At 62.4% G+C, this 25720-nt stretch carries 23 protein-coding genes and 1 pseudogene; 8 read left to right on the forward strand and 16 right to left on the reverse strand.

The window, feature by feature from the left end; all coding sequences use genetic code 11:
- Positions 1-110: 110 nt before the first annotated feature.
- From uraD to OH764_RS09525, 9 genes are all read right to left on the reverse strand, one after another.
- Positions 111-632, reverse strand: a complete 522-nt coding sequence (gene uraD / locus OH764_RS09485; RefSeq protein ID WP_498846596.1) for a 2-oxo-4-hydroxy-4-carboxy-5-ureidoimidazoline decarboxylase — start codon at positions 630-632, stop codon at positions 111-113.
- On the reverse strand, positions 629-1579 hold the full coding sequence (gene puuE / locus OH764_RS09490; RefSeq protein ID WP_498846597.1) for a polysaccharide deacetylase family protein: 951 nt from the start codon (positions 1577-1579) through the stop codon (positions 629-631). Before puuE ends, uraD begins: the two co-directional genes overlap by 4 nt.
- Before the next feature lie 191 nt (positions 1580-1770).
- Positions 1771-2598 (reverse strand): aspartate/glutamate racemase family protein, encoded by an 828-nt coding sequence (locus OH764_RS09495; protein ID WP_498846598.1) that lies wholly within the window; start codon positions 2596-2598, stop codon positions 1771-1773.
- A 91-nt stretch (positions 2599-2689) separates the two neighbouring features.
- Positions 2690-4171, reverse strand: coding sequence for an NCS1 family nucleobase:cation symporter-1 (locus OH764_RS09500; protein ID WP_498846599.1), 1482 nt, complete (start codon positions 4169-4171; stop codon positions 2690-2692).
- Positions 4172-4525: 354 nt separating this feature from the next.
- Complete coding sequence (locus tag OH764_RS09505; protein WP_498846600.1) at positions 4526-5314, reverse strand: GntR family transcriptional regulator; 789 nt, start codon at positions 5312-5314, stop codon at positions 4526-4528.
- Positions 5315-5625: 311 nt separating this feature from the next.
- A complete protein-coding gene (ldcA, locus tag OH764_RS09510; RefSeq protein WP_498846601.1) occupies positions 5626-6552 on the reverse strand; it encodes an LD-carboxypeptidase in 927 nt (308 codons plus the stop codon).
- A gap of 49 nt (positions 6553-6601) precedes the next feature.
- Complete coding sequence (tadA, locus tag OH764_RS09515) at positions 6602-7348, reverse strand: tRNA adenosine(34) deaminase TadA (protein WP_498846602.1); 747 nt, start codon at positions 7346-7348, stop codon at positions 6602-6604.
- Entirely contained in the window at positions 7345-7776 is a 432-nt protein-coding gene (locus tag OH764_RS09520; RefSeq protein WP_498848798.1) for a DnaJ family domain-containing protein, read from the reverse strand. The genes tadA and OH764_RS09520 overlap by 4 nt, the downstream gene beginning before the upstream one ends.
- 632 nt (positions 7777-8408) lie before the next feature.
- Complete coding sequence (locus OH764_RS09525) at positions 8409-9014, reverse strand: 2'-5' RNA ligase family protein (RefSeq protein WP_498848799.1); 606 nt, start codon at positions 9012-9014, stop codon at positions 8409-8411.
- Between the two features lie 239 nt (positions 9015-9253).
- On the opposite strand from OH764_RS09525, the gene OH764_RS09530 reads away from it, so the two are divergent.
- The 3 genes from OH764_RS09530 (at position 9254) to chrA (ending at position 13505) form a co-directional block, all read left to right on the forward strand.
- Positions 9254-10468 (forward strand): putative DNA modification/repair radical SAM protein, encoded by a 1215-nt coding sequence (locus OH764_RS09530; protein ID WP_204520987.1) that lies wholly within the window; start codon positions 9254-9256, stop codon positions 10466-10468.
- Positions 10469-10474: 6 nt separating this feature from the next.
- Positions 10475-11953, forward strand: a complete 1479-nt coding sequence (locus OH764_RS09535) for a uracil-DNA glycosylase family protein (protein WP_498846603.1) — start codon at positions 10475-10477, stop codon at positions 11951-11953.
- A gap of 223 nt (positions 11954-12176) precedes the next feature.
- Positions 12177-13505 (forward strand): chromate transporter, encoded by a 1329-nt coding sequence (chrA, locus tag OH764_RS09540; RefSeq protein WP_498846604.1) that lies wholly within the window; start codon positions 12177-12179, stop codon positions 13503-13505.
- Positions 13506-13549: 44 nt separating this feature from the next.
- On the opposite strand, the gene OH764_RS09545 is transcribed toward chrA, so the two are convergent.
- Positions 13550-14410, reverse strand: a complete 861-nt coding sequence (locus OH764_RS09545; RefSeq protein WP_498846605.1) for a class I SAM-dependent methyltransferase — start codon at positions 14408-14410, stop codon at positions 13550-13552.
- 218 nt (positions 14411-14628) lie between these two features.
- Between OH764_RS09545 and OH764_RS09550 the strand changes: the two are divergent.
- The 3 genes and pseudogenes from OH764_RS09550 to OH764_RS09560 all read left to right on the forward strand — a co-directional run.
- A pseudogene (locus tag OH764_RS09550) lies at positions 14629-14871 on the forward strand (low affinity iron permease family protein); the annotation flags it as partial.
- 247 nt (positions 14872-15118) lie between these two features.
- Complete coding sequence (locus tag OH764_RS09555; RefSeq protein WP_498846606.1) at positions 15119-15853, forward strand: ABC transporter substrate-binding protein; 735 nt, start codon at positions 15119-15121, stop codon at positions 15851-15853.
- A 6-nt stretch (positions 15854-15859) separates the two neighbouring features.
- Positions 15860-16702 carry a DMT family transporter gene (locus OH764_RS09560; RefSeq protein ID WP_498846607.1) on the forward strand — a complete coding sequence of 281 codons (843 nt, stop codon included), beginning with the start codon at positions 15860-15862 and terminating at the stop codon, positions 16700-16702.
- Positions 16703-16865: 163 nt separating this feature from the next.
- Here OH764_RS09560 and OH764_RS09565 read toward each other — a convergent pair whose 3' ends face one another.
- From OH764_RS09565 to OH764_RS09585, 5 genes are all read right to left on the reverse strand, one after another.
- The gene (locus OH764_RS09565) at positions 16866-17480 is read right to left on the reverse strand and encodes a hypothetical protein (protein WP_020070153.1); all 615 of its coding nucleotides are present in this window, start codon (positions 17478-17480) and stop codon (positions 16866-16868) included.
- Positions 17481-17538: 58 nt separating this feature from the next.
- On the reverse strand, positions 17539-18330 hold the full coding sequence (locus tag OH764_RS09570) for a molybdopterin-binding protein (protein ID WP_498846608.1): 792 nt from the start codon (positions 18328-18330) through the stop codon (positions 17539-17541).
- Between the two features lie 2 nt (positions 18331-18332).
- Positions 18333-18926 carry a cytochrome b/b6 domain-containing protein gene (locus OH764_RS09575; RefSeq protein WP_498846609.1) on the reverse strand — a complete coding sequence of 198 codons (594 nt, stop codon included), beginning with the start codon at positions 18924-18926 and terminating at the stop codon, positions 18333-18335.
- A 152-nt stretch (positions 18927-19078) separates the two neighbouring features.
- Entirely contained in the window at positions 19079-19246 is a 168-nt protein-coding gene (locus OH764_RS09580) for a hypothetical protein (RefSeq protein WP_498848857.1), read from the reverse strand.
- 11 nt (positions 19247-19257) lie between these two features.
- Complete coding sequence (locus OH764_RS09585) at positions 19258-20052, reverse strand: OBAP family protein (protein WP_498846610.1); 795 nt, start codon at positions 20050-20052, stop codon at positions 19258-19260.
- A gap of 533 nt (positions 20053-20585) precedes the next feature.
- Here OH764_RS09585 and OH764_RS09590 point away from each other — a divergent pair.
- Positions 20586-21800 (forward strand): hypothetical protein, encoded by a 1215-nt coding sequence (locus OH764_RS09590; protein WP_498846611.1) that lies wholly within the window; start codon positions 20586-20588, stop codon positions 21798-21800.
- 28 nt (positions 21801-21828) lie between these two features.
- Positions 21829-24540, forward strand: a complete 2712-nt coding sequence (locus tag OH764_RS09595; RefSeq protein ID WP_498846612.1) for an ATP-binding response regulator — start codon at positions 21829-21831, stop codon at positions 24538-24540.
- Positions 24541-24550: 10 nt separating this feature from the next.
- Here OH764_RS09595 and OH764_RS09600 read toward each other — a convergent pair whose 3' ends face one another.
- Positions 24551-25711, reverse strand: a complete 1161-nt coding sequence (locus OH764_RS09600; RefSeq protein WP_498846613.1) for a hybrid sensor histidine kinase/response regulator — start codon at positions 25709-25711, stop codon at positions 24551-24553.
- Positions 25712-25720: the final 9 nt, after the last annotated feature.

Here is a 25720-nt window from a genome sequence, read left to right on the forward strand (position 1 = left end):
AATTTTCCGGCGAAGCCGCAGCGTAAAGCTGCAACGTAATGCCGAAGCTCGAAGCGCAGCGCGCGATCGTCAATGCATCGCGCGTTCACTGCGCTTTCATTGCGCGCTCGTCACGCGCCAATCAGGTCGTCCAGCCGGAAACGCGCGATACGGTAGATCTGATCGAGGCTCGCGCGAAGCTCGTCGGCACGGCTATTGTTCACGCGCGCCTCGAAGTTCGCGATGATGCCGTGACGGTCGTAACCGCGCACCGCGAGAATGAACGGAAAGCCGAACTTCTCGCGATACGCGGTATTCAGCGCGAGCAGCTTGTCGAACTCTTCCTGCGTGCACTGCGCGAGACCGGCGCCGCTCTGCTCACGCGTCGATTCCGCCGTGAGTTCGCCGCGAACCGCTGCCTTGCCCGCCAGCTCCGGGTGCGCGTTGATCAGCGCAAGTTGCTTCTCTTCGCCCGCCGTCTCGACGATCTTCGACATCTTGCGATGCAGTTCGTCGATGTCGGCAAACGGCCGCTCATGCGCCGCAATTTCCGCGACCCACGGCGAGTGCTCGAAGATGCCCGACAGAGCCGCGACGAACGCGTCGGTCGAAATGGTGTTGAGTTGGTCCAGTGTGTATTGCATCGCCTTCATGCCGCAGCCCCGCGGTTATGTTGCTGATAGGGATGATGTTCGCGCCAGTGCCGCGCGATATCGACGCGCCGGGTCACCCATACGCGATCGTGCTGCTCGATATGATCGAGAAAGCGCTGCAGCGCGCGAAAACGCCCGGGGCGTCCGAGCAGCCGGCAGTGCATGCCAATGGACAGCATTTTCGGCGCTTCGTCGCCTTCTTCGTAAAGCACGTCGAACGCGTCGCGCAGATACGTGAAAAAATGGTCTGCCGTGTTGAAGCCCTGCGGGCTCGCGAAGCGCATGTCGTTCGTGTCGAGCGTGTACGGCACGATCAGTTGAGGCACAGTCGTGCCGCCTGTCACTTGCACATCCATCCAGAACGGCAAGTCGTCGCCGTAGTAGTCGGAGTCGTACAGAAAGCCGCCATATTCGGCGACCAGCCGATGCGTGTTGGGACTGTCGCGGCCGGTGTACCAGCCAAGCGGCCGCTCACCCGTGACACGTTCGATGGCTTGCATGCCGAGCCGCATATGCTCGGCTTCCTTTTCCGGCGATACGTCCTGATAGTGAATCCAGCGATAGCCGTGACACGCGATCTCATGACCGAGTTCGACGAACGCGCGCGCGAGTTCGGGATGCCGTTCGATCGCCATGCCGACGCCGAAAACCGTAAGCGGCAGCGCGCGCTTTTCGAATTCACGAAGAATGCGCCATACGCCTGCGCGCGAGCCATATTCGTATATCGACTCCATGCTCATGTGACGCGCCGGATACGCCGCTGCGCCGACAATCTCCGACAGGAACTGCTCCGAGCCAGGATCGCCGTGCAGCACGCAGTTCTCACCGCCCTCCTCGTAATTAAGGACGAATTGCACTGCGACGCGCGCTCGCCCTGGCCAGTTCGCTTGCACCGGGTGGCGGCCGTAGCCGATCAGATCGCGTGGATAGTTGGGGTCGAGTGCCATGGTTTGACGAATGCGTGGTGACGATACGTTGTGCTGGCAAGGTGCGTTGGAAAGCTGCCGCCGGCGTGCCTCGTGTTACAGCGGCAATAGCCGGGGCAGCGTCGGAAAGCATGTCGGGCAGCCCGCGCCGAGTTGGACCAGTGTAGCGAAAACGCCCGGGTGCGCCCATACACCCCGGCAGATAGTGCGTGTCAGACTGAATGTATGTGCGGCTCGGATTCGCTGGTGTTTACCCGCAACGAGTCCGCTTTGACAACACGCGGCGGCGCGGGATTCTGATCCGTCGCGCCAGGACTGAACGATTCCAGCGCGCCGTCATAGCGTTTGGGCAAGGGGCGCGCGTAGTCGCCGCGCTTGGCCGTCGAAAGACGCAGCGAGATCAGCGCCTCGGTCCATTTGACGGCCGCCGTCACGCCTTCGATCACCGGCGCGCCGAGCGCGTCTTCGATCTCCGCGCACAGCTCGGCCATGCCCGCGCAACCGAGCACGATCGCGTCGGAGCCGTCCTCGGCAAGCGCACGTCGGCACTCGTCGAGGATGATGCGCCGTGCCGCCGAGCCGGGCTTGTCCAAGTCGAGCACCGCGACGTCGGTCGCCCGCACGTTGCGGCAGAAACGCCGCATGCCGTAGCGCTCGGCCAGATGCCACGCCATCCCGCACGTGCGCGCAAGCGTCGTCACCACCGAGAAACCGGGCGCCAGCACGCTTGCCGCGTGCATGGCCGCCTCCGCGATGCCGATCACTGGTCCGCGCGCCAGCTCGCGTGCAGCGTACAGACCAGGATCGCCGAAACAGGCGATCACGTAGCCGTCGCAGTGCTCGCGCTCGCCCGCCATCACTTCGGCGAGCAGACCGGGCGTGGCAAGCGCTTCGTCGTAATAGCCTTCGATGGACGGCGGTCCCATTGTCGGACTGACCGCAATCACTTCGGTGCCCGGCGCGGCCACTTCTCGCGCGCAGCGGCCCATTGCGTCGGTCATGCGTTGGGTCGTGTTCGGGTTGATCAGTTTGATGCGCATCTTGTCTCCTTTTCGACTGCAATGACCGCGGCGCTGTCACCGTCGGCCGCCACCTGTCATTGCTGTCACAGCATGGCCCGCGCCTCGATGCTCAGCGAGCGAGGACGCGATAGAACAGTGCCCCGAGGCCCGCGCCAATGAACCACGAAAAATTCGCCATACCGTCGAGCGACGGCACCATCACGCACAGCACCGCGATGACCGCAGCCGGCAGCAGTGCAGCAACCGCGCGGTAGTTAACGCCGTTTCGATACCAGTACGTTCCCGTCGGCGCCACGGTGTACAGATCGTCGAGGACGATCTTCTGGCGCTTCACCAGGTAATAATCGACGATCAGGATTCCGTACAAAGGTCCGATGAAGCTGCCGAGCACGTCGAGCGTGTAGTGAATCACTGCAGGGTTGTTGAACAGATTCCACGGCGTGATGAAGATCGAAGCGACCGCCGCGAGCATGCCGCCCGCACGCCAGCTGATGAGCTTCGGCGCCACGTTCGAGAAGTCGAAGGCCGGCGACACGAAATTCGCGACGATATTGATGCCGATAGTCGCAATCGTGAACGTCAGCGCGCCGAGAATCACCGCCGTCGGATAGTCGATGCGGCCCACCGTTTCCACCGGGTCGGTAATCAGTTGACCGAACACCGGCAGCGTCGCCGCGGTCGTGATCACGGTCACGAGCGAAAACGCCAGGAAGTTGACCGGCAGCCCCCAGAAATTGCCGCGCTGTACGCTGCGAAAGCTCTTGCCGTAGCGCGAAAAGTCGCCGAAATTCAGCATCGGCCCGGAGAAGTACGACACGACCAGCGAGGTTGCCGTGATCATCACCGGCAATACCTGCATGCCGTGATACTTGACGCCGCCCAGGTTGATGCCGATGTTGCGCCAGCCGGCCCGATACACCATGTAGCCGGCCAGAATGAACATCACGACATAAACGGCCGGGCCCGCGAAGTCGATGAACTTCTTGATCGTCTCCATGCCGTGCCAGAAGACCAGTGCCTGCAGCACCCATAGCAACATGAAGCCGGACCAGCCGAGCGCCGACAGGCCCATGAAGCCGTGTCGATGAACGTCCGCATAGGGCAGCAACTGCGGGACGAACTTCAGCACGACGATCACCAGCGCGCTCGAGGCCAGGTACGTCTGAATGCCGTACCACGCGACCGCGATCAGACCGCGAATCACCGCGGGAACATTGGCGCCGAGCACGCCGAAGGTCGCACGGCACGCAACCGGATACGGCACGCCGTTGGCCTGGCTCGGCTTCGCAATCATGTTGCACAACAGGTTGACGATCCCAATGCCCACCAGCAGCGCAATCAGCACTTGCCAGCTCGTCAGCCCCAAGGCGAAGAGGCTGCCGGCAAACACGTAACCGCCGACGCTGTGCACGTCCGACATCCAGAACGCAAAGATGTTGTAGGCGCCCCAGGTCTGGTGACGCAGCGGCGCCAGGTCCTTGTTGTATAACCGCTCGCTGTAACCGGCCGGCATGGACACATCGCCGGCGGCGTCACCGTCTGCATAAGGGGGGATTGCTGAACTGCCGGGCGCTGCGCTGAACTGAGCCATGATTCCTCCTTGTGATGGAACCGTCGATTGCGAATCGAAGGGCATTGCATTGGCCATGCCAGTTGCGGCTCTGGCGTCTCGCTCGCGCTTTGCGTCGTTCTGGACGAACGAGGCTCGAGCCGCCGCCATGGCCACGCCGCGGTTGTCTCCGTACTGAAGTACTTGTGGTTATCGCATTGCCGCCCTTCCGCGGATGTCCGGCAATGCGTTACTGCATTCAAGGCCCGTCGCGCAGGCGACGGACGTGCGCGCGCAAGCCGGCAGCGCCCGCGCAGGGCCGCCTTGCAATGCTCGATCAATCCGTTCAGTTCAGTGCGGCGCGCACCAGCAACGGGCGGACGCCGGCCGCTTGCCTCAGCTTGGCGCGGACTTGGCCTTCAGTGACTGTTTGGGTGATGCTTTAGATGACTCTTTAGGCGAGTCTTTAGATGACGCCTTGCCGGCGCCGTTAACCGCGCCGAATACCTCGTGCAGATCGGCTGCGCCACGTGCGGGCCGCTCCAGCATCTTCAACTCGACGCTTTGCAAATGGCGCGACATGAGCGCCGCCGCTTCTTTTGCATCGCCGGCGTCAAGCGCGGCGAGAATCGCTTCGTGGTCTTCGAACGAACACGGGCTTCGCCCCAATGACTCGTACAACGCTGAAATCAGCGTGGAGCGCGCCACGAGTCCGTTCAGGCAGTCACACAGCACGGTGTTGCCGGTTAGCTGAGCGAGTTCCGTGTGAAACTCGCCGGACAGACGAATCCACGACGAAAAATCGCGGGTTTCGAACGCCTTGCGTTCGCGGCCGATCATGCTGCCAATGCTCTTCAACCGCCGCATGCCATGCCCGCCGCAGATTTTTTCGACGACGGCCAACTCGATGATGCGGCGCATCTCGAACACCTCATGCACCTCCTGAAGCGACGGGCTCGCGACAAACGCACCGCGATTCGGCTCGAGATCCACAAGATGATCGGTCGCCAGTTGCGCTAGCGCTTGCCGGATCGGACCACGTTTCACACCGAACACTTCGCACAACTGCGCTTCGGTCAGCTTCGCGCCCGGCGCCAGCCGATGCTCGAGAATCGCTGCGCGAATGCGCTCTGCAATTGCTTCGTGCCTCGAACTATTTGCGTTGACTGATTCGGTGTCGGACATGATATGTGTCTCGGTACGAAGGTCATAATAGGATGGACATAAAGATTGTCAACAATTTTTGTTGGCATCATCGACAATCTTTGAGGCGCGGCGTGCGGCGACGCCAGGCTGCTTGGCTGGAATCCTTGCAGCGACTGGGAAGGCTGGATTCAGTATGATGATTGACGTCGCTGGCGCGGCGCATTTTGTCGACAAAATAGTCGAGCGCGGTGGTCTTCGGGCTTTACTGAAAAGCCGCACTTGCCGGCCCCGGGCCACGCAAAGGACTGGCGAAAAGGCGGTCTCGCCAGCACCGCTTTGCTAGCGTCCGCTCAACGCAGGCAGGGATAATTCGACAACGTCAGCTTGAAGCCGTTTGCATCTGCAACCAGGTGCGCGTCGGCGCCCACCGGCAGCGTAAGCATGTCCGGCACGTGGCCGAACTGCAAGCCGGTGACGATCGGAATGCCGATCACCGACCTCATCTGGTCGATCATGGCTTGCAGGTCATAGCCGTTGTCGTAGTCGTACGACTTGCCGCCGGAAAAATCGCCAAGCACGAGCGCCTGCTGCTCGCCGAGAATGCCCGACAGATGCAGTTGATAAAGCATCCGCTCAATGCGAAACGGTTGCTCGTTGACATCCTCGACAAACAGCACCCCGCCCTGCACCGACGGGATATAAGGCGTGCCGACGAGCGACGTGAGCACCGCCAGATTACCGCCCCAGAAGGTGCCCGAGACGTCCACCGAGTGCGCTTGCGGCACGTTTCTCGCAATGGTTAGCGTCGGCTTTGTCAGCGCGGACCAGAAGTGCTGCATGGTGAAGTCGCTGACATGTTCTGCGCCGAAGTCGCTCATCAGCATCGGGCCGCTGAACGTTTTCAAGCCGGCGCGCGCGAGCAGAGCAAGCTGAATCGCCGTGAAGTCGCTGTGGCCCACCAGCGCAACCGGCTCGCCGTTCAGACGACGTTGCAACCCATCGTAATCGAGGCCGTGCAGAATGCGCGCCGCGCCGTATCCGCCGCGCACGGCGAGGACGATGTCCGGCAACGCGCGGGAAGCATCCGCGAGCCGGTTCAAATCCGCCGCGCGTTCGCCGTCGGTGCCGCCAAAGCGTTGATAACGACGCCGCGTCGCATCTACTCCTTCCACGCGATGCCCTTGTGCGCGCAGGCGCTGCAACGCTCGGTTGAGCACGTCCGCCTCTTGCGGATAGCCGGAAGGCGCAATCAGGTTGAAGGTACGGTGGACGCTCATCGATAGGCTCTGGTCTAAGTGTTCCGCGCGGTTTGGAGAGCGTTGCGATTCAGGGTGTGTCGGACGGGTCTCTTTCCGCGACGTCGGCCGCACGTGCCGCCGCGCGTGCTTCGCGGCTCGCACGCCGCCGCTCGGCAAAGAACGACTTCAGCGCAGCGCCGCATTCGCTTTCGAGCACGCCGCCGGTCACCTGAGTGTGATGATTCAACTGCGGGTTTGCGAATGCGTCGACGACGCTGCCGCACGCCCCTGTTTTCGGATCGCGAGCGCCGAACACCACGCGCGCGATACGGGCGTGCATGATGGCACCCGCGCACATCAGGCAAGGTTCGAGGGTCACATAGAGTTCGCAGCCCGGCAAGCGATAGTTCTGCGCGACCTGTGCCGCGGCACGCAACGCGACCATTTCCGCGTGCGCCGAAGGGTCATGCGCGCCAATCGGATGGTTGAAACCTTTCGCAATCACTTCATCGCCACGCACGAGCACTGCGCCAACGGGCACTTCACCAGCCGCCCGCGCTTCTTCGGCGGCAGCTTGCGCCAGGGCCATGAACCGGCGGTCGCGGTCGGAGACGGTGGGGTTGGCGGTGGGGTCGGCAGCCGTTGCGAGCCGCTCGGGGGGATTGGACGAGGCGATGGGCGGCGCGGCAGCGACACCCGGCTCGCTATTTGCGAAGTCACCGACGATGGTGACAACACCACCGACAGTAACAGGCGGCATATCCGGCTCCTTTCCTGCCTCGATCCAGTCCAAGTTCGAGCCCAAGGCCCCGCGACCGACGACGGGCTCGCTCACTGTGTCCTCGAGCCGGCGACATTCGCGGCAGAGCTTTCTACCGCGGACATATCGCTGTTGGAGGCTCGCTCGGACAATCGCTCTGCAATCCGGCGGCAATATTCGCGCGGCAGCACCAAAGGGCCTCCGCGTAACGATTCGAGCGCCATATGGAGAGCCAGGATGCGAGCCTGAAGACGGCACCGCGTAGCCTGATCGCTCACGGCATTCAGTTCGGCCTGCAAGTCACGCAACGCGCGCAACTGCTCCATTGCGGGGGGCACAAACCCCGCGTTTTTCAAAATCCGGTTGGCGACGCGCACTTCTTCCGGGACCAGAGCATCGTCGTCCAGGGTGAGCGGCGCGCCTGCGCCCGGCAAATTGTCGAATTCGCCACGTGCGGCGGCGGCGGCAATACGCTGTTCGACTAATGCATCAAGCAATCTCATCTGCAATCCACTACGTTGCGGCCCAAGCATTCTATCAGGGAGCGCACGAGTGTTCCTTTCGCCGGATTCACCCGACCCGCCGGCTTTTCGGATTTTGCGTATTGGAGTCTCGAATGGATGCAAGCTAGGCTTCGACACTCTTTGCGCGGCACGCTCGCGGCGTGCTTTGGCGGCCTGCTTCGCTCCCTCGTTCGCCTACCTCGCTCACCTACTTCGCTTCTCTATTTCCTGCTTTTTCTGCCATCCATCATGCAATTGCAAATGACACACTCACGCCTTAACCACGCAGCACGAATCACTGCTACGGACACTGCACCGTCGCCCGCAATCCGGGCGCGCGAACGCCGCGCTTCAGCGCTCGCGAGTCGTGCCCGCGTCGACGGACGCTCATTCAAGACGACCCTACGCGCTGTATGTGTAGCCGCAGCGATGTCCGCCTTGCTTTCCGGCTGCGCAGTATTCTGCGGCGGAGCCGGCGGAAGCGGCGGTGGCTTCGGCGGCGTTTGCGCTACTGGGATGCGCTTCTAAACACACGCCGAATCCCCAAAAAAAACGAAAGCCCAACTCGCGCCTCGCTGCCCATCCCCTTTCATGTTCCTCTTCACGACCAACCAATCGTCGTGCCGACGCCACTAAGGCGCGGCATCTTCAAGCGACCAGCGCGCAAGCACAATATGCCGGGTACGCCCCAATAAACTGTGTATCAACGCGAAACCACGCACATTCCAGCAGACCGGCTCAACCGGACGCGCGGCGGCCCAAGGCAAGCCGTAAGCCAACGTGACATGCGGCGTATAAGCCACTGCCGCGGAACCGGCGCGGCTTTCGATGCCATTGACGTGCAGCGCTTGCGCCAATGCGTCATGAAGTCGATGCAGACCCAACACGCCCTCACTCCCTGTCAACACTAACGGTCCCGGCCGCGGTTTCGACGCGAAACTCTCCGCCGTATTGAACTCGACGCTAAAGGGCGCCATGCGGACCGCGGCAGCCGCTTGCATTGCGGCCTCCACATGTGCCGGCGGCAGGCCGCCCGCGAAATTGCCGATATGACGCAGCGTGACGTGCAAACGACCGGCGGCAAGCGGCTTACTGCGGGCGCGCGCCTCTCCGCAAAGCTCTTGCGCTAGCTTTGAAATGCTGGCCGCGGTATTCGCATCCGGGAAGACAGCGAAAAACAAGCCGTCTGTTGGCGTTGGCGGCGCCTCGAGCCCGGGCAACCACAGTTGTTCAGGCATCTTGCTCCTGCGTGCTGAAATCCGGCATCTACACGAATCCCCCTTCACATGAACCGAACTGGCGGACGCCAGCGAACTACCAGCAACGACCAAGCAACGACAAGCAACCAAGCAGTAACCGCACAGTCCGACAGCACGCCAGCGAGCACTCAACCCCGCCGCCGACCCTGCCAAAAAACGCTTGCGCTTGCGAACTGCCCACGTACAATACTGTACATCCATACAGTATCGGCGGCAACGTGGAATTGCAGAAGAAGCTCGAAGTATTGGCCGACGCGGCCAAATACGACGCATCGTGCGCCAGTAGTGGCGCGCCTAAGCGCGCGTCGCGCGGCACGGAAGGTCTGGGCGCCAGCACCGGCGCCGGTATCTGCCATAGCTTCACGCCAGACGGGCGCTGCGTGTCGCTGCTGAAAATCCTGCTCACCAATTTCTGTCTGTATGACTGTCAGTACTGCGTCAACCGGCGTTCGAGCAATGTGCCGCGGGCGCGCTTCACGCCTGAGGAAGTTGTGGACCTCACGCTCGACTTTTATCGGCGCAACTACATTGACGGGCTGTTTTTAAGTTCAGGCATCATTCGGTCGTCGAATTACACCATGGAGCAACTGGTGCGCGTAGCGCAGTCGCTGCGAGAAGATCACCAGTTTCGCGGCTACCTTCATCTGAAAACCATCCCCGACGCAGACCCCGAACTCATCGCCAAAGCCGGCCGCTATGCCGACCGTCTGAGCGTGAACATCGAATTGCCGACCGAAGGCAGTCTCGCACGCCTTGCACCGGAGAAAGACGTGCGCACGATCAAGCTCGCCATGGGGTCGATCCGGCTTGCGCAGGAAGAGGCGCTGGGCGACGCAAAAGCGCCCCGGTTCACGCCTGCCGGCCAAAGCACGCAAATGATCGTCGGCGCGGATCAGACGAACGACAGCACCATCCTGCAGACCGCGGAAACGCTGTACGGGTCGTACAAGCTTAAGCGCGTGTATTACTCGGCATTCAGCCCGATCCCTGACAGTCCTTCGGCGGTCCCGGGCGAGGCGCCGCCGCTGCTGCGCGAACATCGGCTGTACCAGGCAGATTTTCTGTTGCGCGGCTACGGTTTCAACGTCGCGGAACTGTTCGAACAACCAGGCAATCTGCCGCTCGACATGGATCCGAAACTCGCATGGGCGCTCGGGCATCGCGACCAGTTCCCGGTCGACCTGAACCGCGCGCCGCTTCGCATGATCGCGCGGGTGCCGGGCATCGGCATGCGCAATGCCAAGCGGTTGGTCGAATTGCGGCGCTCCCGGCGGGTGCGCTATGAAGACCTGGTGCGCCTGCGGTGTCCGCTGGAAAAGATCAAGCCGTTCGTCGTTACACAAGACTATCGCGCGGCCATGCACGACGCGTCGTCGGCGCATCTGCGGCGAATCCTGACGCCGCCAATGCAAACGCAAATGCAGTTGTGGTGACGTGCCGTGCTTCATTGCATCGCGATCGAAAACCATTTTGCCGCGTGGCGCGCAGCGACTCTCGTTGCGCTGGCTCAAGGGCTTGCGCCGGAGTCGATCGAGTGGCGCGTTAAAGAAGGCGCGGGTGGTGATGGTTCGCTGTCTGGTCAAACGGCACTCGATTACGGTGACACCTCCGGCAACCCGGAGCTCGGGTCGGACGGCCCGGCCGTTCACGTCTCGAAAGAACTGTCGGCGCTGCTGCACGATGCGGCGCTGTATCGGCGGCCGGACCGATGGGCGTTCCTCTACAAGGTGCTTTGGCGCTGGCAATGCGGCGATCGCGCGGCGGCGTCGCCAGCCGACGTCGACGGCGCCCGGCTCTACCGGATGGCTAAAGCGGTGCGTCGTGCGAAGCACGACATGATTGCGTACGTGCGCTTTCGCAAGCAGAAACCGGACGCTCAAACACCCGGGTACATAGCCTGGTACGAACCGGAACACGACGTTCTCGCGTGGGCCGCGGAACATTTCGCGCAACGCATGGGGCGCTCGTCCTGGATAATCGCGACGCCTCACGGCGCCGCGTTCTGGAACGGCCAGCAACTACATATCGAAGCGCGCCCTGCTCTGCGCCACGAGCATCGCTGCGACACTGAAGACGAAGCCGAGGCGTTGTGGCTCGCGTACTACCGCAGCACCTTCAATCCTGCGCGTCTGAACGAAGCCGCGCTCGAACAGCACATGCCGGTGCGGTTCTGGAAAGGGCTGCCGGAAGGCCATCTGATTCCCGCCATGATCAGCGAAGCAAAGAGCGGCGCGCGGCGCGTTGCGCAAGCGAGCGGGGTCGCGGCGCTCGGCGGCAAGTCCATTCCTGTCGAAGCCGAATTCGCTCAGCCCGCCCGCGATCAGCCATCGTCGCTGGACGCCTGCCGGCGTTGCGACCTGTGGCGCAATGCGACGCAAGCCGTGGGCAGTTCGGGGCCTCGTGACGCGCGCATCATGCTGATCGGTGAGCAGCCCGGCGATCAGGAGGATCTGAGCGGCGAGCCTTTCATCGGGCCGGCGGGACAGTTGCTAGACCTCGCGATCGTCCGCGCCGACCTGTCGCGTGAGCAGCTTTATTTGACGAACGCGGTCAAGCACTTCAAATGGGAACCTCGCGGCAAGCGCAGGCTGCACAAAACCGCCGCGCAACGCGAGGTCGAAGCATGTTCGTATTGGCTGGATCAGGAGTTGCAAACGGTTCGGCCATCGGTCATCGTCGCTCTGGGCGCAACGGCACTCAATGCGTTGCTGCGCGAAAAGGCGAGCTTGCGCGACTATATTGGTAAGCCGTTCGAGCTCGAAGGCGGTTGGGGAATCGCAACGTATCATCCTTCGTTCGCCTTGCGTCAGCAGGACGACGCCGCGCGCGACAAAGTGCTGAGCGCCATCAGCGAAGCACTCGTCGAAGCGAGGAAACTGGCGGCATCGGTACAAGCCAAACCGCGCAGCGTGCCTTAACTGCTAGACTGCGCGGCACGTTCCGTCATGCGGTTAAGGGGACAATGACCGGACGAATCAATGACCAGATCGTCAGTGACCGGAAAGCTTAAAGTCAGCAAGCCGGTCTTGAGTGGCGAATCGTCATCGCCCGAACACCCTTGAGACCCTCGCTAGCCAAAAGATACTTGCGACCGGTCGAAGCCCGCGCTCCAGCACCAGGCAAAACGAACAGGACCATCTGATGAAAGACGACGTCGCCCGCGTTCCGCTCTCCACTGCATTCTGGTATTGGCTGCGACTCGGCTTCATAAGCTTTGGCGGTCCGGCCGGGCAGATTGCGCTGATGCACCAGGAACTCGTCGAGAAAAAGCGCTGGATCTCGGAAAAGCGCTTTCTGCATGCGTTGAACTACTGCATGGTGCTTCCCGGACCCGAGGCGCAGCAACTGGCGACCTACATCGGCTGGCTCATGCATCGCACGTGGGGCGGCGTGATCGCGGGCGGCCTTTTCGTGCTGCCGTCGCTATTTATTCTGATGGGCCTGTCGTGGATCTATCTGGTGTTCGGCAGCGTCCCGGCTGTGGCCGGCGTGCTGTACGGAATCAAGCCGGCCGTGACTGCGATCGTCGTGTTCGCCGCATATCGGATCGGCTCGCGCGCGCTTAAGAATGCCTGGCTGTGGTCGATCGCCGCTGCGGCGTTTCTTGCCATCTTCGCCGTGAAGGTGCCGTTCCCGTTGATTGTTCTCGTGGCGGGCGTGATCGGTTACGTTGGAGGGAAATATGCGCCCGGCACGTTCGTGATTGGCAGCAAGCACGGCGCCGCTGCGCAGCTTCACGGCCCGGCGCTGATCGACGACGACACGCCGACGCCTCGCCACGCGATCTTTACCTGGAAGCGCTTTTTTATCGTCCTGGCAAGCTTTGTCCTCATATGGCTGGTGACGATCGGTACGCTAACCGCCCTTTTCGGATGGAACGGCGCGCTCACGCAAATGGCCTGGTTTTTCACGAAGGCAGCGCTGCTTACATTCGGTGGCGCGTACGCGGTTCTGCCTTACGTCTACCAGGGCGCGGTCGAGCATCAGCATTGGCTCACGGGGCTTCAAATGATCGACGGTCTTGCGCTCGGCGAGACGACGCCCGGCCCGCTGATCATGGTCGTCGCTTTCGTCGGCTTTGTCGGTGGATGGACGCGAGCGATATTCGGTCCGGACGCGCTGCTCCTGTCCGCCGTCGTCGCGTCGACGATCGTGACGTTCTTCACTTTTCTGCCTTCGTTCATGTTCATCCTGCTGGGCGGCCCGTTCATCGAGACCACGCACGGCAATCTGAAATTCACCGCGCCGCTCACTGCGATCACGGCCGCGGTCGTCGGCGTGATCGTGAATCTTGCCGTCTTCTTTGCCCTGCACGTTTTATGGCCGCATGGCCTGCATGGGAGCTTCGACTGGTTATCGCTCGTCATCGGGCTGGCGGCTGCGCTCGCGCTCTTTCGCTTCAAGGTCGGGGTGATACCAGTGGTGCTGGTGTGCGGCGCGGCGGGGCTCGCGATCCGGTTGCTGGTGTGACGCGCAAGTCGCCGGCCTTATCGCGACGCATGTGAGGAACGTGGTCAGGTATTCGCTACTACCAATTCCTCGGTATTGTTCGGCGGACGCAAGCCATCGCTTCTGTTGACGAAGTAGCGTTGCGTAAGGTCGGCCGCAGAGACGTGCCGCGCCTGCGCGAAGCCGGCTTCGTGGGCAAGGGCCAGCATCTCGGCCGGCGTGAAGAAACTGAGAAAGGGCGTGCCGCTTTCGCGCGCGCCCTTCTCTGCCATTCTCAGTCCAGGGCGCACTTCGGGATCCGCCATGTCTAGCGGCAGCAGAAACGTCGTGGCGAGCGTCGATCCGCGGGCGAAGGCCGCGATCTGGCGCAGCGTGGCCGCATTTGCATCGCGCGTGAGATACATGCTCACGCCCGTCGAGACAACGATTGCCGGCTTACTGTCGTCGAAGCCGTGCGCCATGAGCCGGTCCTGCCATGCTTCGCCAGCCTCGAAATCGACCGGCACAAAGCGCAGCCATGGCGGGATGCCGAAGCCAAGCTCGCGGAGCCGCTGACGTTTCCACTCCTGCGGCCCCGGCTGATCGACCTCGAATATCGTAAGGCGCGAAGCAATCTCCGGCCTGCGCTGCGCGAAACTGTCGAGCCCCGCCCCCAGAATCACATACTGGCCGATCCCGCGCGCCGTCTGTTCGACCACAAGGTCTTCGATGAAACGTGCGCGCGCCACGATCGACGCACGAAACGGACGCGTGAACTGCGGGTCCATGTCGCCGCGCTGGCGCCAGTCGTCGCCGGGAGACAGCAGCTTGAGGCCGACCGAGTCGTCGAAAACATGCGGCGCGTCGTCGACTTCCTTGTGCAGCGCCCGCCACAGCGCAACGCGGGCCGCGGTGCTGTCGGGTGCCAGATCTCGCTGATCGTTCATAAGCGCCGGTCCTTGCCGTTCGTGCGGTCTTCAAGCAATGAGGGAAAGCGCCCTGCCGTCGCCGCCTTTGCAAGCATGGAGCAAGCACGGGGCAAGCGCAGAGCAAACGCAAACCAGGCAACGAAAAGAATATCACCGAGCAGACAGTCACCGTCAACGGCACGCACGCGAAACACTCAGATCAGACCGAGCCCGACCACCTCTCCTATGCGCTCTGCGCAATCGAAGGCGCCCATAACGCGCTGCTCGATCTTGAAGAACTGGAGGAGAAAGACCTGACACGCTTTCGCAGGCAGTATGAAAACCTCGCCAAGGAAGCGCGAACCGCGCCGCGTGAAGGTGGCAGCGATACCAATTCACCGTTCGTCGCGAATCGCGAAGTGGCCGACGAAAAATAGCGTGATGCAGAGAACGACGATGCCGCCCATAACGAGCCTGCAAAACGTGAGCGGAAAGACTAGCCCAGGTCGGTTATCACTTACAGAGTTTGCAATGATCGGACGCTGGAGCCGGCCCGCAATCGAAGGTGCCATGGCACGTTGCCGGCCGCCTGGGCAAGTCCGCCAATTTTCTTTAAGATGGAACGGGACAGAACGCTCGACGCACTGTCCTCGCATCAGCACGATCCCCGAACCTCGAACCGTTTCCTCAACTCATGCGGCCCGCGCCTACCCGGAATACCGTGCGGGAACACCATACGGGAACACCATGACCATCGATCAAGCCGTTGTCTCGTCGTTCACGCCTGCCGGCAAAGTGCGGGCATCGATCAATCTGGGCAACCCCATTCTCGCTAACCAGGACCCAAATACCGGCGAACCATTCGGCGTATCGGTTGATCTGGCGCGGGCGTTCGCACAAAAGCTCGGCGTTGAACTGGAACTGGTGGTGTTCGACGCAGCGGGCAAATCGGTGCAGGCCGTGAGCGAGGAGCGTGCCGACTTCGGCTTCTTCGCGGTCGATCCGCTACGTGGCGAGACGATTGCATTTACCGCGCCGTACGTGCTGATCGAGGGCTTTTATCTGGTGCGCGACGACTCGCCCGTCCGAACGAACGAGGACGTCGATCAGCCGCACAACCGCGTCGCGGTCGGCAAAGGCAGCGCCTATGACCTCTTCCTCACACGCGAGCTGAAGGCCGCGCAGATCGTTCGTGCGCCTACCTCCCCGACGGTCGTGCAGACGTTCCTCGAACAGGGTCTCGAAGTCGCGGCCGGCGTGAAGCAGCAACTCGAAGCCGATGCGCGCAACGCATCGGGACTGCGGCTTCTCGACGAGCGCTTCATGGTCATTCAACAGGCAATGGGCACGCCGAAAAGCCGCGGTGAAGCGGCGGCTTCCGCACTACGCAGCTTCGTCGAGGAAATGAAGGCGTCGGGATTCGTGGCCGAATCGCTCGCGCGCCATCGGATTGCCGGCGCATCGGTTGCGCCCGCGGCCTGATCGCGCATGCTCAGCTATACGGGCGGCCTGGTCCTTTTCGCGGCGTTGCTTCACGCAAGCTGGAACGCGTTGCTGCACGGCAATCGCGACCGCTTCCTTTCCATGACGTGGATGAGCATCGCCATCGCGGCGATCGCCACGCTCATCATTCCATTCGCGCCGTTGCCGGCGGCCGCGGCATGGCCGTATATCGTCGCGTCGGGGCTCGTGCATATCGGCTATAACGCAAGCCTCGTGCGGGCCTACCGCCGTGGCGATCTGGCGCAAGCGTATCCGATCGCCCGCGGCTCGTCGCCGCTTCTGGTCACGCTCGGCGCGGCGCTCTTCGCGCACGAGGCGATCGGCCCGTTGCGTGCTATCGGGATCGTGATGATATCCGGCGGCATCATTGCGATCGCGCTCGAAGCGGGAAGCGTGTCGCGCGCCGGCGTGCTGGCCGCGCTCACCACCGGCGCGACGATCGCGCTTTACACCGTGATCGACGGCATAGGCGTGCGCCTGTCGGGCGGCGAAGCGCTTGCCTACACCGCATGGATGTTCCTCTTCTACTGGCTGATGCCGGTGCTGTTCGTCGCGATGCGCGGCGTGCCCGCGCTATGGACGCCGATACGCTCGTCGCCAATGGCGGTCGGCTCCTCGCTAATGGGCGGCGTTGTATCGGTCGCGGCATACGGCATCGTCATATGGGCGATGCAGTCGGGCGCGATGGGAACGGTGTCGGCGTTGCGCGAGACCAGCGTGGTGTTCGCGGTGCTGATCGGGCGGATGTTTCTCGGCGAAACGGTGAGCGGCAAGCGCTGGCTCGCCTGCGTGGTCGTGGCCGCCGGCGCGATTTGCCTCGGACTGTGAGCGGACCTTCGCTGGTCCGGCAAGTGGCAATGCGATTGCCCGAGCGATTCGCCGGGTCGTTGCCCGGAAGCCAGCTGTGCTGCTTGCTGGAAGGCCGTACCCGTTGGTGAGACACCCAATGCGGTCGGCCCTCCGTACGTCAATGCACTTTACATCGTGCGCTTTACATCGGCGGCGCAACGCCATCCTTCTCGACAACCACACGCTGAGCGACATAAGTACCCTGCGACGCCGCCGTCGCCACGATGAACACCTTCTTGCCCGGCGTCAGGTCGGTGCGCGCGGCCGTCGTAAAGGTCACGATAGGTACATTCGGCGGCACCGTCACCTCGTTATTGCCGCCCTTGTACGACAGCTTCAGGTTCCGGCCGCTCGTGCCCTGAACGACCGTGTCGACGTTCGCATTGGTCATCGTGCTGTTCGGGCCGAGGTCCCAGTCATAGTGGCCTTCGCCCGTGCCGCGCGCGGCTTCCGGGAACACCACCACCTCGGTTGCCGTCAGCTTGCCGTCGGTGCCGGTCGTGGCCGCCGTGCCGACGAACGAGCCAGGTTTGATGTCGGAAAGCTGCATCGCCTTGACTGCCGACACGGTGACGGCGGGCTTCAGTTCGATCGACACCGTGTCGCCGCTGCGGCGATGCACCTTGAGGACGTCGCCGTCGAGCGCGACGATATCGCCACGGATGCGCGACGGTTTGGCGGCGGGCGTCTGCGCAAGCGCGGCACCGGCAAAAGACAGCGCCGCAAGCGTGACGCCGAGTTTCAGGCGAATAGACATGAACACTCCATGAGAAACGGTTGAGAGGACTGCAAAGCCCTGAACGGGCCAGTGAACATCAGGAACCGCCGAACCAGTTGTAGCCCTGGTTCTCCCAGTAACCACCGGGATAATCGTTCGTCACGCTGATCGCGACGATATGCTTCGGATTCTTGTAGCCCAGCTTGGTCGGCATGCGCAGCTTCATGGGGAAGCCGTATTTCGGCGGCAGTGGGCCGCCGTCGTAGCCAAGCGTGAGTTGCGTTTGCGGATGAAGCGCCGTCGGCATGTCGATGCTCGTCCAGTAGTTGTCCGCGCAATGCAGCGACACGTACTTTGCCGTGATGTCGGCACCCGCGCGCTTCAGGAACGAGGCAAAGCGCACGCCGTCCCAACGGCCGATCGCACTCCACCCTTCGATGCAGATATGGCGCGTAATCTGACTTTCCTGCGGCAACGCGTGCAGCTCGTCGAGCGTCCACACGCGCTTACCATTCGCGAGGCCGCTCACCTCCAGCCGGTAGCTGGCGGCATCGACCTCGGGCACGTCGTCGATATCGTAGAACGCGTTGAACGGAAACGGGCGCGTGATCATCGACTCGGGATACGTCGGCGCAAGCGTGTTCGGGCTGAAGAGCAATGCCTGCACGTCGTCGTTGAAGGACGACATCTTGCGCAGCATCGTATTCACGGATTTGTCGTTGGACAGATCGCAGCCCGACAGCAGCGCAATCCCGCCGAGCGTGAGAATGCGCTGGCCCAGCAGGCGGCGTGCGGGATTCTTGAGTTCGCCGCGCGCATCCTTGATGATGGTCTCTGCATGAGACTGCGCAAACGCGCTGAGTTTTGTGGACTTGTTGCGAAGGCTCATGGTTAGCGTCCCCGAATCATCACGAGCAGCGAGCGCGGCACGAGCGCGACCATCGCAATGTGCACGACGAAGAATGCGACCAGCACACTCATCGCGACGAAATGCACGACTCGTGCGTTGTCGTATCCGCCCATCAGCGTGCGCAGCAACGGAAACTGCACGGACTTCCAGATCGCGAGCCCCGACAGAATGACGAGGGCAATATCGACGATCACCACGAGGTAGGCGAACTTCTGCACCGCGTTGTAGCGTGAAAGGTCTTCATGCTCCAGCTTGCCGCGCAGCGCCGCCGTGAGATCTTTTGCGATCGACCAGATGCTCACCGGCAGCAGTTTGCGACGCAGGCGCCCCGATACGATGTTGAGCCCGACATAGACGAGAAAATTGACGACCAGTAGCCACATGACCGCGAAGTGCCATTGCAAGGCTCCGCCGAGCCAGCCGCCCAAGGTGATAGCGGAAGGAAACTGTAAGCCCGCAAAGATAGGCGATGCGTCATAGATCTGCCAGCCGCTCATCACCATCAGCACGACGGCTAACGCGTTGACCCAGTGTGCGATGCGGACCCAGGCGGGTTGAATCGTGGTGTAACTCAAAGCGGCCTCGTGGTTGGTAGCTGGAAGAAACGTGCGGGTTACCGACGTAAACATCGCCGGCGGGCAGGTATTCCATCGCATGAGAAATTTATTTTTGCGGCGAATGGCTGCCCCCGCCCGCCCAAGGCAAGCTCACTGCTTGTGAAGTTCCGTTACGGTGAGCGTGCCGTCGAGTTTTCCATCGAGCCCATTGAGCCGCCCGCGCTGCCAATGACCATGCAGTCCGGTACGAGTTTGTCGATACGCTTCGCCACGTCTCTTGGTGGCACGCCGGTCAGGTTCGAAAGCCCATGCAGCAGCGCGCATCGGCTGGACGTCAACTACCGCTCGTTCAGCGCCGCAGGTTTTTCACCTGCACTTCAGCCAGCGTCAATTGCACGGACGTCCCGCTTTGCCACGCATTCGCACCATTCACCACCGGCCGCTCTGCAATGTCCGCGCGCTTGCGCCGTTGCCCGGCAGTCGATACATCGAACCGCTTGTCGCGATTTTCAACCATCGGCGTATTGATCTGCCCGTCGCGTGTGAAGCCCATCATCAGTTGCGGAATGCCTAGCGGAAAGGTCGCGTCGCGGTCGATCTGCCATGTATGCCACGTCTTGCCGTAGGTCGTCACGAGGTCCTGCATCAGTGCATGTTCAGCGACATCGGGAATACGCGGCGTAATGAGTTCGCCGGACTTCACCTCGTAATTGTGGCTATGCCACAACTTCTTTTCGTCGTCTGGAAGCGAGTTGAAGACGCGTTCGCTGACGATGTATTCAATGCCGATCAGCTTCGCGTTGCTCTCGTTGGAGTCGAAGATCACGCACTGATGGAAGTCCTCGGTCAGATGCGTGCAGAAGTGATGCGCCTCGACCTGTCGGCCCATGTCGTCGGCGTAGAAATGAAAGCCGTTCAGATAGGCGCTCATTGCGTCGATCGGCTTCTTGTTCTGCAAAACGTCGGCACCGGTGTCGAGAATCTTGCTTCTGGTACTTCGTTGGGAGCCGGGCGGCGGTGCGTCGGTTTTGTGTTGCGCTCGCGCTTCGGGCGTGAACAGGCCGGCAAAAGGCAGCAGCAACATGCCCTTGAATATCGACGACGTGAAAGCGCGGCGGCAGCCGCTGGCGAACGGTCGGTTCATGTGCGTTTCCTGTACGGATGGGCGCGTCGCCAACACTTGCATGTCGGCTTCGCAGTTTCGGTTCCGATGCGGTGTCCGGCCGAGTCTGCGCATCGCGTTGCTTTCGCCGGAGCCGTCTGCAGGCGCAACCGGCCCGCCCGTAGCCGGCTCACAGCCCGGGCCTTGCAGGCGGCCGCGCGCCGCTTCGACGTCGGCGGGATAGCCGATCTCGCCGGCGACCGGTCGTAGACGGCGCAACGATATGCGGCCAGATCGTTGTCGACGGTCGCCCGCGTGGGGTCGCCTCCATCGCGCGCAGCCTCGGCAATCCAGCATCGCCTATGCCCGGCAGAACGCGCTGCAGCCGGCCCGGCGCGACATGCGCGGCCAGGCCGGCGCCCCTCTTTTCCCGTCCCGACCGACGATGCGCACGAACACACGGACAAAAACTATTGGTTTTCTCTAGAGTTGATGGATCGTCAGCCAATGCGGGCTGACGAAGCCGCGCTGACTCGCAGCGCGGGTCAACCTAAGGAAAATCAAAGGAAAACCAAATGGGAACGTCTCTTCACAACGAAATATCGACCATTGACGACCGGCGCAGCACCACCAGCCTGCCCTCGTCCGGTGCGCCATTGGCGCTCAAACACACGATCCACCCGGAGCAGATTCGCGACAATCTGCCCACGGGCCAGGGCGGTGTCGGGTTTCTCTTTCACGCTACAGACTGGGATACGCTTTCCCTCTCCTTCCACAACGTAAAAACAAGAAACGAGTCGTTCGAAGAAGAGCTTTGGCGCACCAAGCCGTTCATTGCATCGCCGATCTATTCGGGCTCGCAGATGATCGGCGCGAACATCGCGTGTCCGGTGCCGCTCGAACTCTGGCTCGGCAGCCCTCGCGGCATCAAGCGGTTTCGCGAGACGCAGTTCTTCCCGGCGCTGGAACTGGCGCGTCAGGCCGGTTTGAACATGGTTGCGATGGGCGCCTCCACGCCTTACGCGTGCAACTATGGCGCGCTGCCAAGGCAAACGAAGCCGCCGCATATCACGACCGGCCACGCGGCCACCGCGGCAATGCTCAAAGATTGGGCAATGCACTGCTGCAACGAGCTCGATCTGGAATTCGGCAACACGAAGCTCGCACTCTTCGGCGCGGCCGGACGGCTCGGCACGACGGTCGCCAAGTACCTGCTGTACAAGGAAGCGCCGAAGGAACTCGTGCTGATCGACTTGCCGGACAAGGTCAACCTGCTCGCGGACCAGGCACGCGAGCTGATGGCGGCTGACCTGCTCGGACGCACCAAGGTGTCGGTCCATACGTTCAGCCCCGACACCGCCTTACCGCAGTTCGACGGCGCCATCCTCGCGAGCAGCACCAGCGTGCCGTATCTCACCGCCTCGGACCTCAAGCGGGCCCGCTTCTGGATCGACGACTCGCACCCTCGCGCGGCGAGTGTGGAAGCGGAACTCGCGTCTCGCGGACATACGCTATATATTGAATGTTTCGCGCGCGGGCCCGCAGGCCTCGATTCCAGATTCCCGTTCAGGCTGCCGAGCACGCGCGACTGCTATACCTGTTTCGCCGAGGGCTATGCCGCCTGGCAGGAAGGCATCGCTTCCGACTTCATCATCGGCAGCCCGCCTGTGTGGTCGGTCTCCTACACTCACGGCCTGTTGAAAAAGTACGGATTTACGGTCGGACCTTTTCACGGAAAGGACGGCTCGGCGATCAACCTCGATCTCGGTGTGACAGCAACTATGAATTGACGGGCTCGTACATGTCACTGGAGGCCAGATGCTAATACCGCGCGAAAGCATGCAGGACGTGCTGGAAAGAAGCCGGTTTGCAATTCGATGGGGAGGCGCACTCGGCCTCGTGTGCCACCCCGTCTATTACCTGGTCTGGACTTACATCCTGCCGCAGCCGTACGACAATCTGCCATTGCGTCTGAGCGCGGCGCTCATCTGTGTGCCATTGATCTTTCAGGCGCGCTGGCCCAAACGGTTCAATCAGTACCTGCTGATCTACTGGCACCTGTGTCTGATCTACGTGCTGCCGTTCGTCTGCACGTTCCTCGCGATCAGGAATTCTTTCTCCACCATGTGGATGATGACCGAGGTCATGATGATCTTCATCATGGCGCTCTGCATCGACAATCCGTTTCTGCTCATGGGCTGTATCGGCATCGGCATGCTGTCCGGCGGTCTGGCTGCGGTCGCCAGTTCCCCGGCTCCGATCGTGCTGAGCACGGCGAATCAGTCGGACCTCGCGGTGCTTCCGGTAGTCGTCCTGTGCAGCATGGCCTTCAGTCATGCGATCAGCAAAGGGCGCATCTTCGTCGAAAAGAACCGCGCATTGCAGGCACTGGCCGGGTCCATTGCGCATGAAATGCGCAACCCGCTCAGCCAGTTGAAACACGTTCTGGATCGCGTGGAAGAAACGCTGCCCGCCCTCACCGAACATGGCCGCGCATCCGCGCCGTCGGGTGGGGGCGCAGCGCTGCTTTACCGGCATCTCGCGCACGGGCAGTTGTCGATCGAGCGCGGCCTGCGCGTGATCGCAATGACGCTGGATGAAGTCAGTGCCAAACAGATCCGCTCCGACTCGCTCACTTACCTGAGCGCGGGCGCGACCACGCGCAAGGCGCTCGACGAATACGGCTTCGCCGACAGGAAGGAACGCGGCAAGGTCCGCCTTGCGGTGCTCGAAGATTTCACCTTCAAGGTCGACGAAACCGTCTACCTGTTCACCCTTTTCAATCTGATCAAGAACGCGCTGCATCACATCGCACCGCTTCCTTCTGCCACGCTGACGCTGACGGTGGACCGGCATTGCGTCAGCGTTCGCGATACCGGCAGCGGCATCGCCCCTGAGATCCTGCCGCATCTGTTCGAGCCGTTCCGCACCGCCGGCAACTCGGCGGGTACGGGCCTCGGGCTCGCTTACTGTCAGCGCGCCATGCGCGCGTTCGGCGGCAGCATCGCGTGCAAGTCGGAGCTCGGCAAGTTCACGCAATTCACGCTGCAATTTCCGCCCGTCACCGAGAGCGAGGTAGCGGCACACGAGCGTGCAATCGTCGAGCGCGCCACGGGCGTGCTCAACGGCAAACGCATCCTTCTCGCCGACGACGACGCCGCTCTGCGCGCCCGCACACGACGCACGTTGGCAAAAGTGGGCGCCGAGGTGAGCGAAGCCGAAAACGGCGCGGCCGCTTTGGCGATGCTGCGCGGAGCGTCGGCATACGACCTCGTGCTGATGGACGTCAACATGCCGGTGCTCGACGGCTATTCGGCCACCGAGCAGCTGCGCACCGACCGCAATCATCCGAACTGGAACGTGCTCGTCGCCGCCTACACGTCCGAGCCCGGCAACATCGCGCGCGTGCTGGCACGCCGGGCCGGCATGGACGACATGATCAGCAAGTCCTGCAGCGTGATGGACCTGTTCACGTCGCTGCAAGCGCTTTTCGAGAACGGCAACCGGCGCCATCTCAACCAGCGCTTCGACGACTTTTCCGGCAAGTCGATTCTCGTTGCCGACGACGACAATTACAGCCGGCTCGTCGCCAAGGCCTATCTGGAGCGCTTCGGCGCGAGCGTCGTGGAGGCCGAACATGGTCAGGCCGTGCTGGACCGGCTGGACGAGGAGGTCGTCATCGACGCAATCGTGGTGGACATGAACATGCCGGGAATGGGCGGCCTCGAAACGGCCGCGGCGATTCGCGCCCGCACCGACGGCTACGCGAACGTGCCGATCATCGCGTTGACGAGCCAGTCGGATATCGGCTCGGTACAGGCGTGCATCAGCGCGGGCATGAACGAAGTCATGATCAAGCCCGTGCAGGTCGGTGCGCTCTATGCGTGCCTGACGAGACAGTTCGCGCAGCAGCGCAGCGGCAGTGGCACCGGCAGTGGCAGCAACGGCAGCGCGCCGGCCGAGGCGCGGCGCTCGCCGGTGTCGGCCAAGGTGCCATCATCGTCTAGCTCGGCAGGCCCGGCGGCGTTGCCTGCGCAAGCTGCGTCGGCAGGCACGGGCGGTCTCGCCGTGGTGCGCGAGAACGATCTGCTCGACGCCACTCATCTTGAAGAATTGGCGGCGCTCGGCCTGATCGACGAATCGTTCGCGAATGGGATTGAGCAGATCCGCGCGCTGACTTCGCAGCTTCGCGCGAACGCCGCGGACCGCGACGTCGACGCCGCGCATGGCGCGTTGCATGTGCTGCTTGGCGCGAGCGGCAACGTCGGAGCAAAGGCGTTGCACCAGTTCACGCGGCACATCTATCCACGCATGCTGGAAGGCGAATGGCCCGCGGAATCGGACTGGCTCGAGCGGATCGAAGCGTTGAGCGAGCGTTCGGCCGACGCGCTGTATCGCTATCTGGCGTCTGCAAACGCCGCGCGAGACCAGCCTGAAGGACCGGGCGACACCGCACGTAAGGGCATGAGTACGAGCACGACCACGCCCGCACCCACCACCACGGACGGACTCGCCGTGCGCGAGAACTAGCGCGTACTGCTCAGGCGGCGTGACTGTCCGACGCCGCTTCGCTCACGCCGTCATGCACCCGGCCTCTGATGCCGGGAAAACGCATTGTCACGGTGGTGCCCTCACCGACGGTGGATTCGATCCGCAGCCCGCCGCCGAACGACTGCATGATGCGGTTGCAAAAGATCATGCCCATGCCATGGCCGCCACGCCCCGCGTGCGTCGTCACAGGATCGAGCAGCAAGCGCGCCTTGATCTCCGGTGCGATACCCGGACCATTGTCGTGCAGGCGGATTTCCGGCTCGGGCCCGTTCATCACTTCGATCCGCAACGAAGGCGCCGGGCAGCCGTCGAGCGCGCGCAACGCATTCGACAGCAGTGAAGAAAGTACGAGCGCCACGCAATTCGGCATAGCGTGAACGACGAAATCGCCTCGCATTTCCAGGCCGATCCATTCGCGCTGCGAACCGGCGAACGGATAGGAGTCGAGTAGCGTGGCGACGAGGCGCGTCGCCCTGACCTCGCGCGCGGCGTTGCCGGTCGCCGGTTGTGGGCCGCCGCTTTTGTGCACCGTCGCCCAGAACGACGAGATCAGCGTCAGGCAGTACTGCGCGTTGTTCAGCATCGAGGTAGCCGCAGTGCCGATTTCCTGTTGACGCTGCGGGTCGTATTCCTGAGCAACATCGTTTTCGACCGAGCGCGCAAAAAGCGATATCGCGGCAAGCGGCGTGTTGAGTTCGTGAGCGAGGAACGCGAGCGTCTCGTCCATTGCAAGCAGCCTTTGCTGGCGCGTTTCGCGCTCGACATAGCGCGCCACCGCCTGCTTCAGCACCTCGCGCACCGACTCCATGCGAAGCGGTTTTTCGATGATGCGGAACAGGTCGCCGGTATTGAACGTTTGCAGCAGCATGTCCTTGTCGGCGTAGGCGGTGACGAGGATGCGCACGGTCTGCGGATACGCCTGTGCAACCTCGCGCAGCAGATGGCCGCCATCGCGCCCCGGCATGCGAAAGTCGGTGACGAGCACGGCGACTTCTGAACCGAATTCCTGCAATAGCGCCATGGCTTCGTCGGCGCCCTGCGCGAGGTGCACGCGGTAATCGTCACGCACGGCGCGCGCAAAGTGGGTGCGCGACATCTCGTCGTCATCGACGAACAGGATGGAAAACGGCGCTTGTATCGTGTCACTCATCGTGTTTCG

It is taken from the genome of Burkholderia sp. M6-3, from assembly GCF_050858985.1.
GTDB classification, from domain to species: domain Bacteria; phylum Pseudomonadota; class Gammaproteobacteria; order Burkholderiales; family Burkholderiaceae; genus Paraburkholderia; species Paraburkholderia caledonica.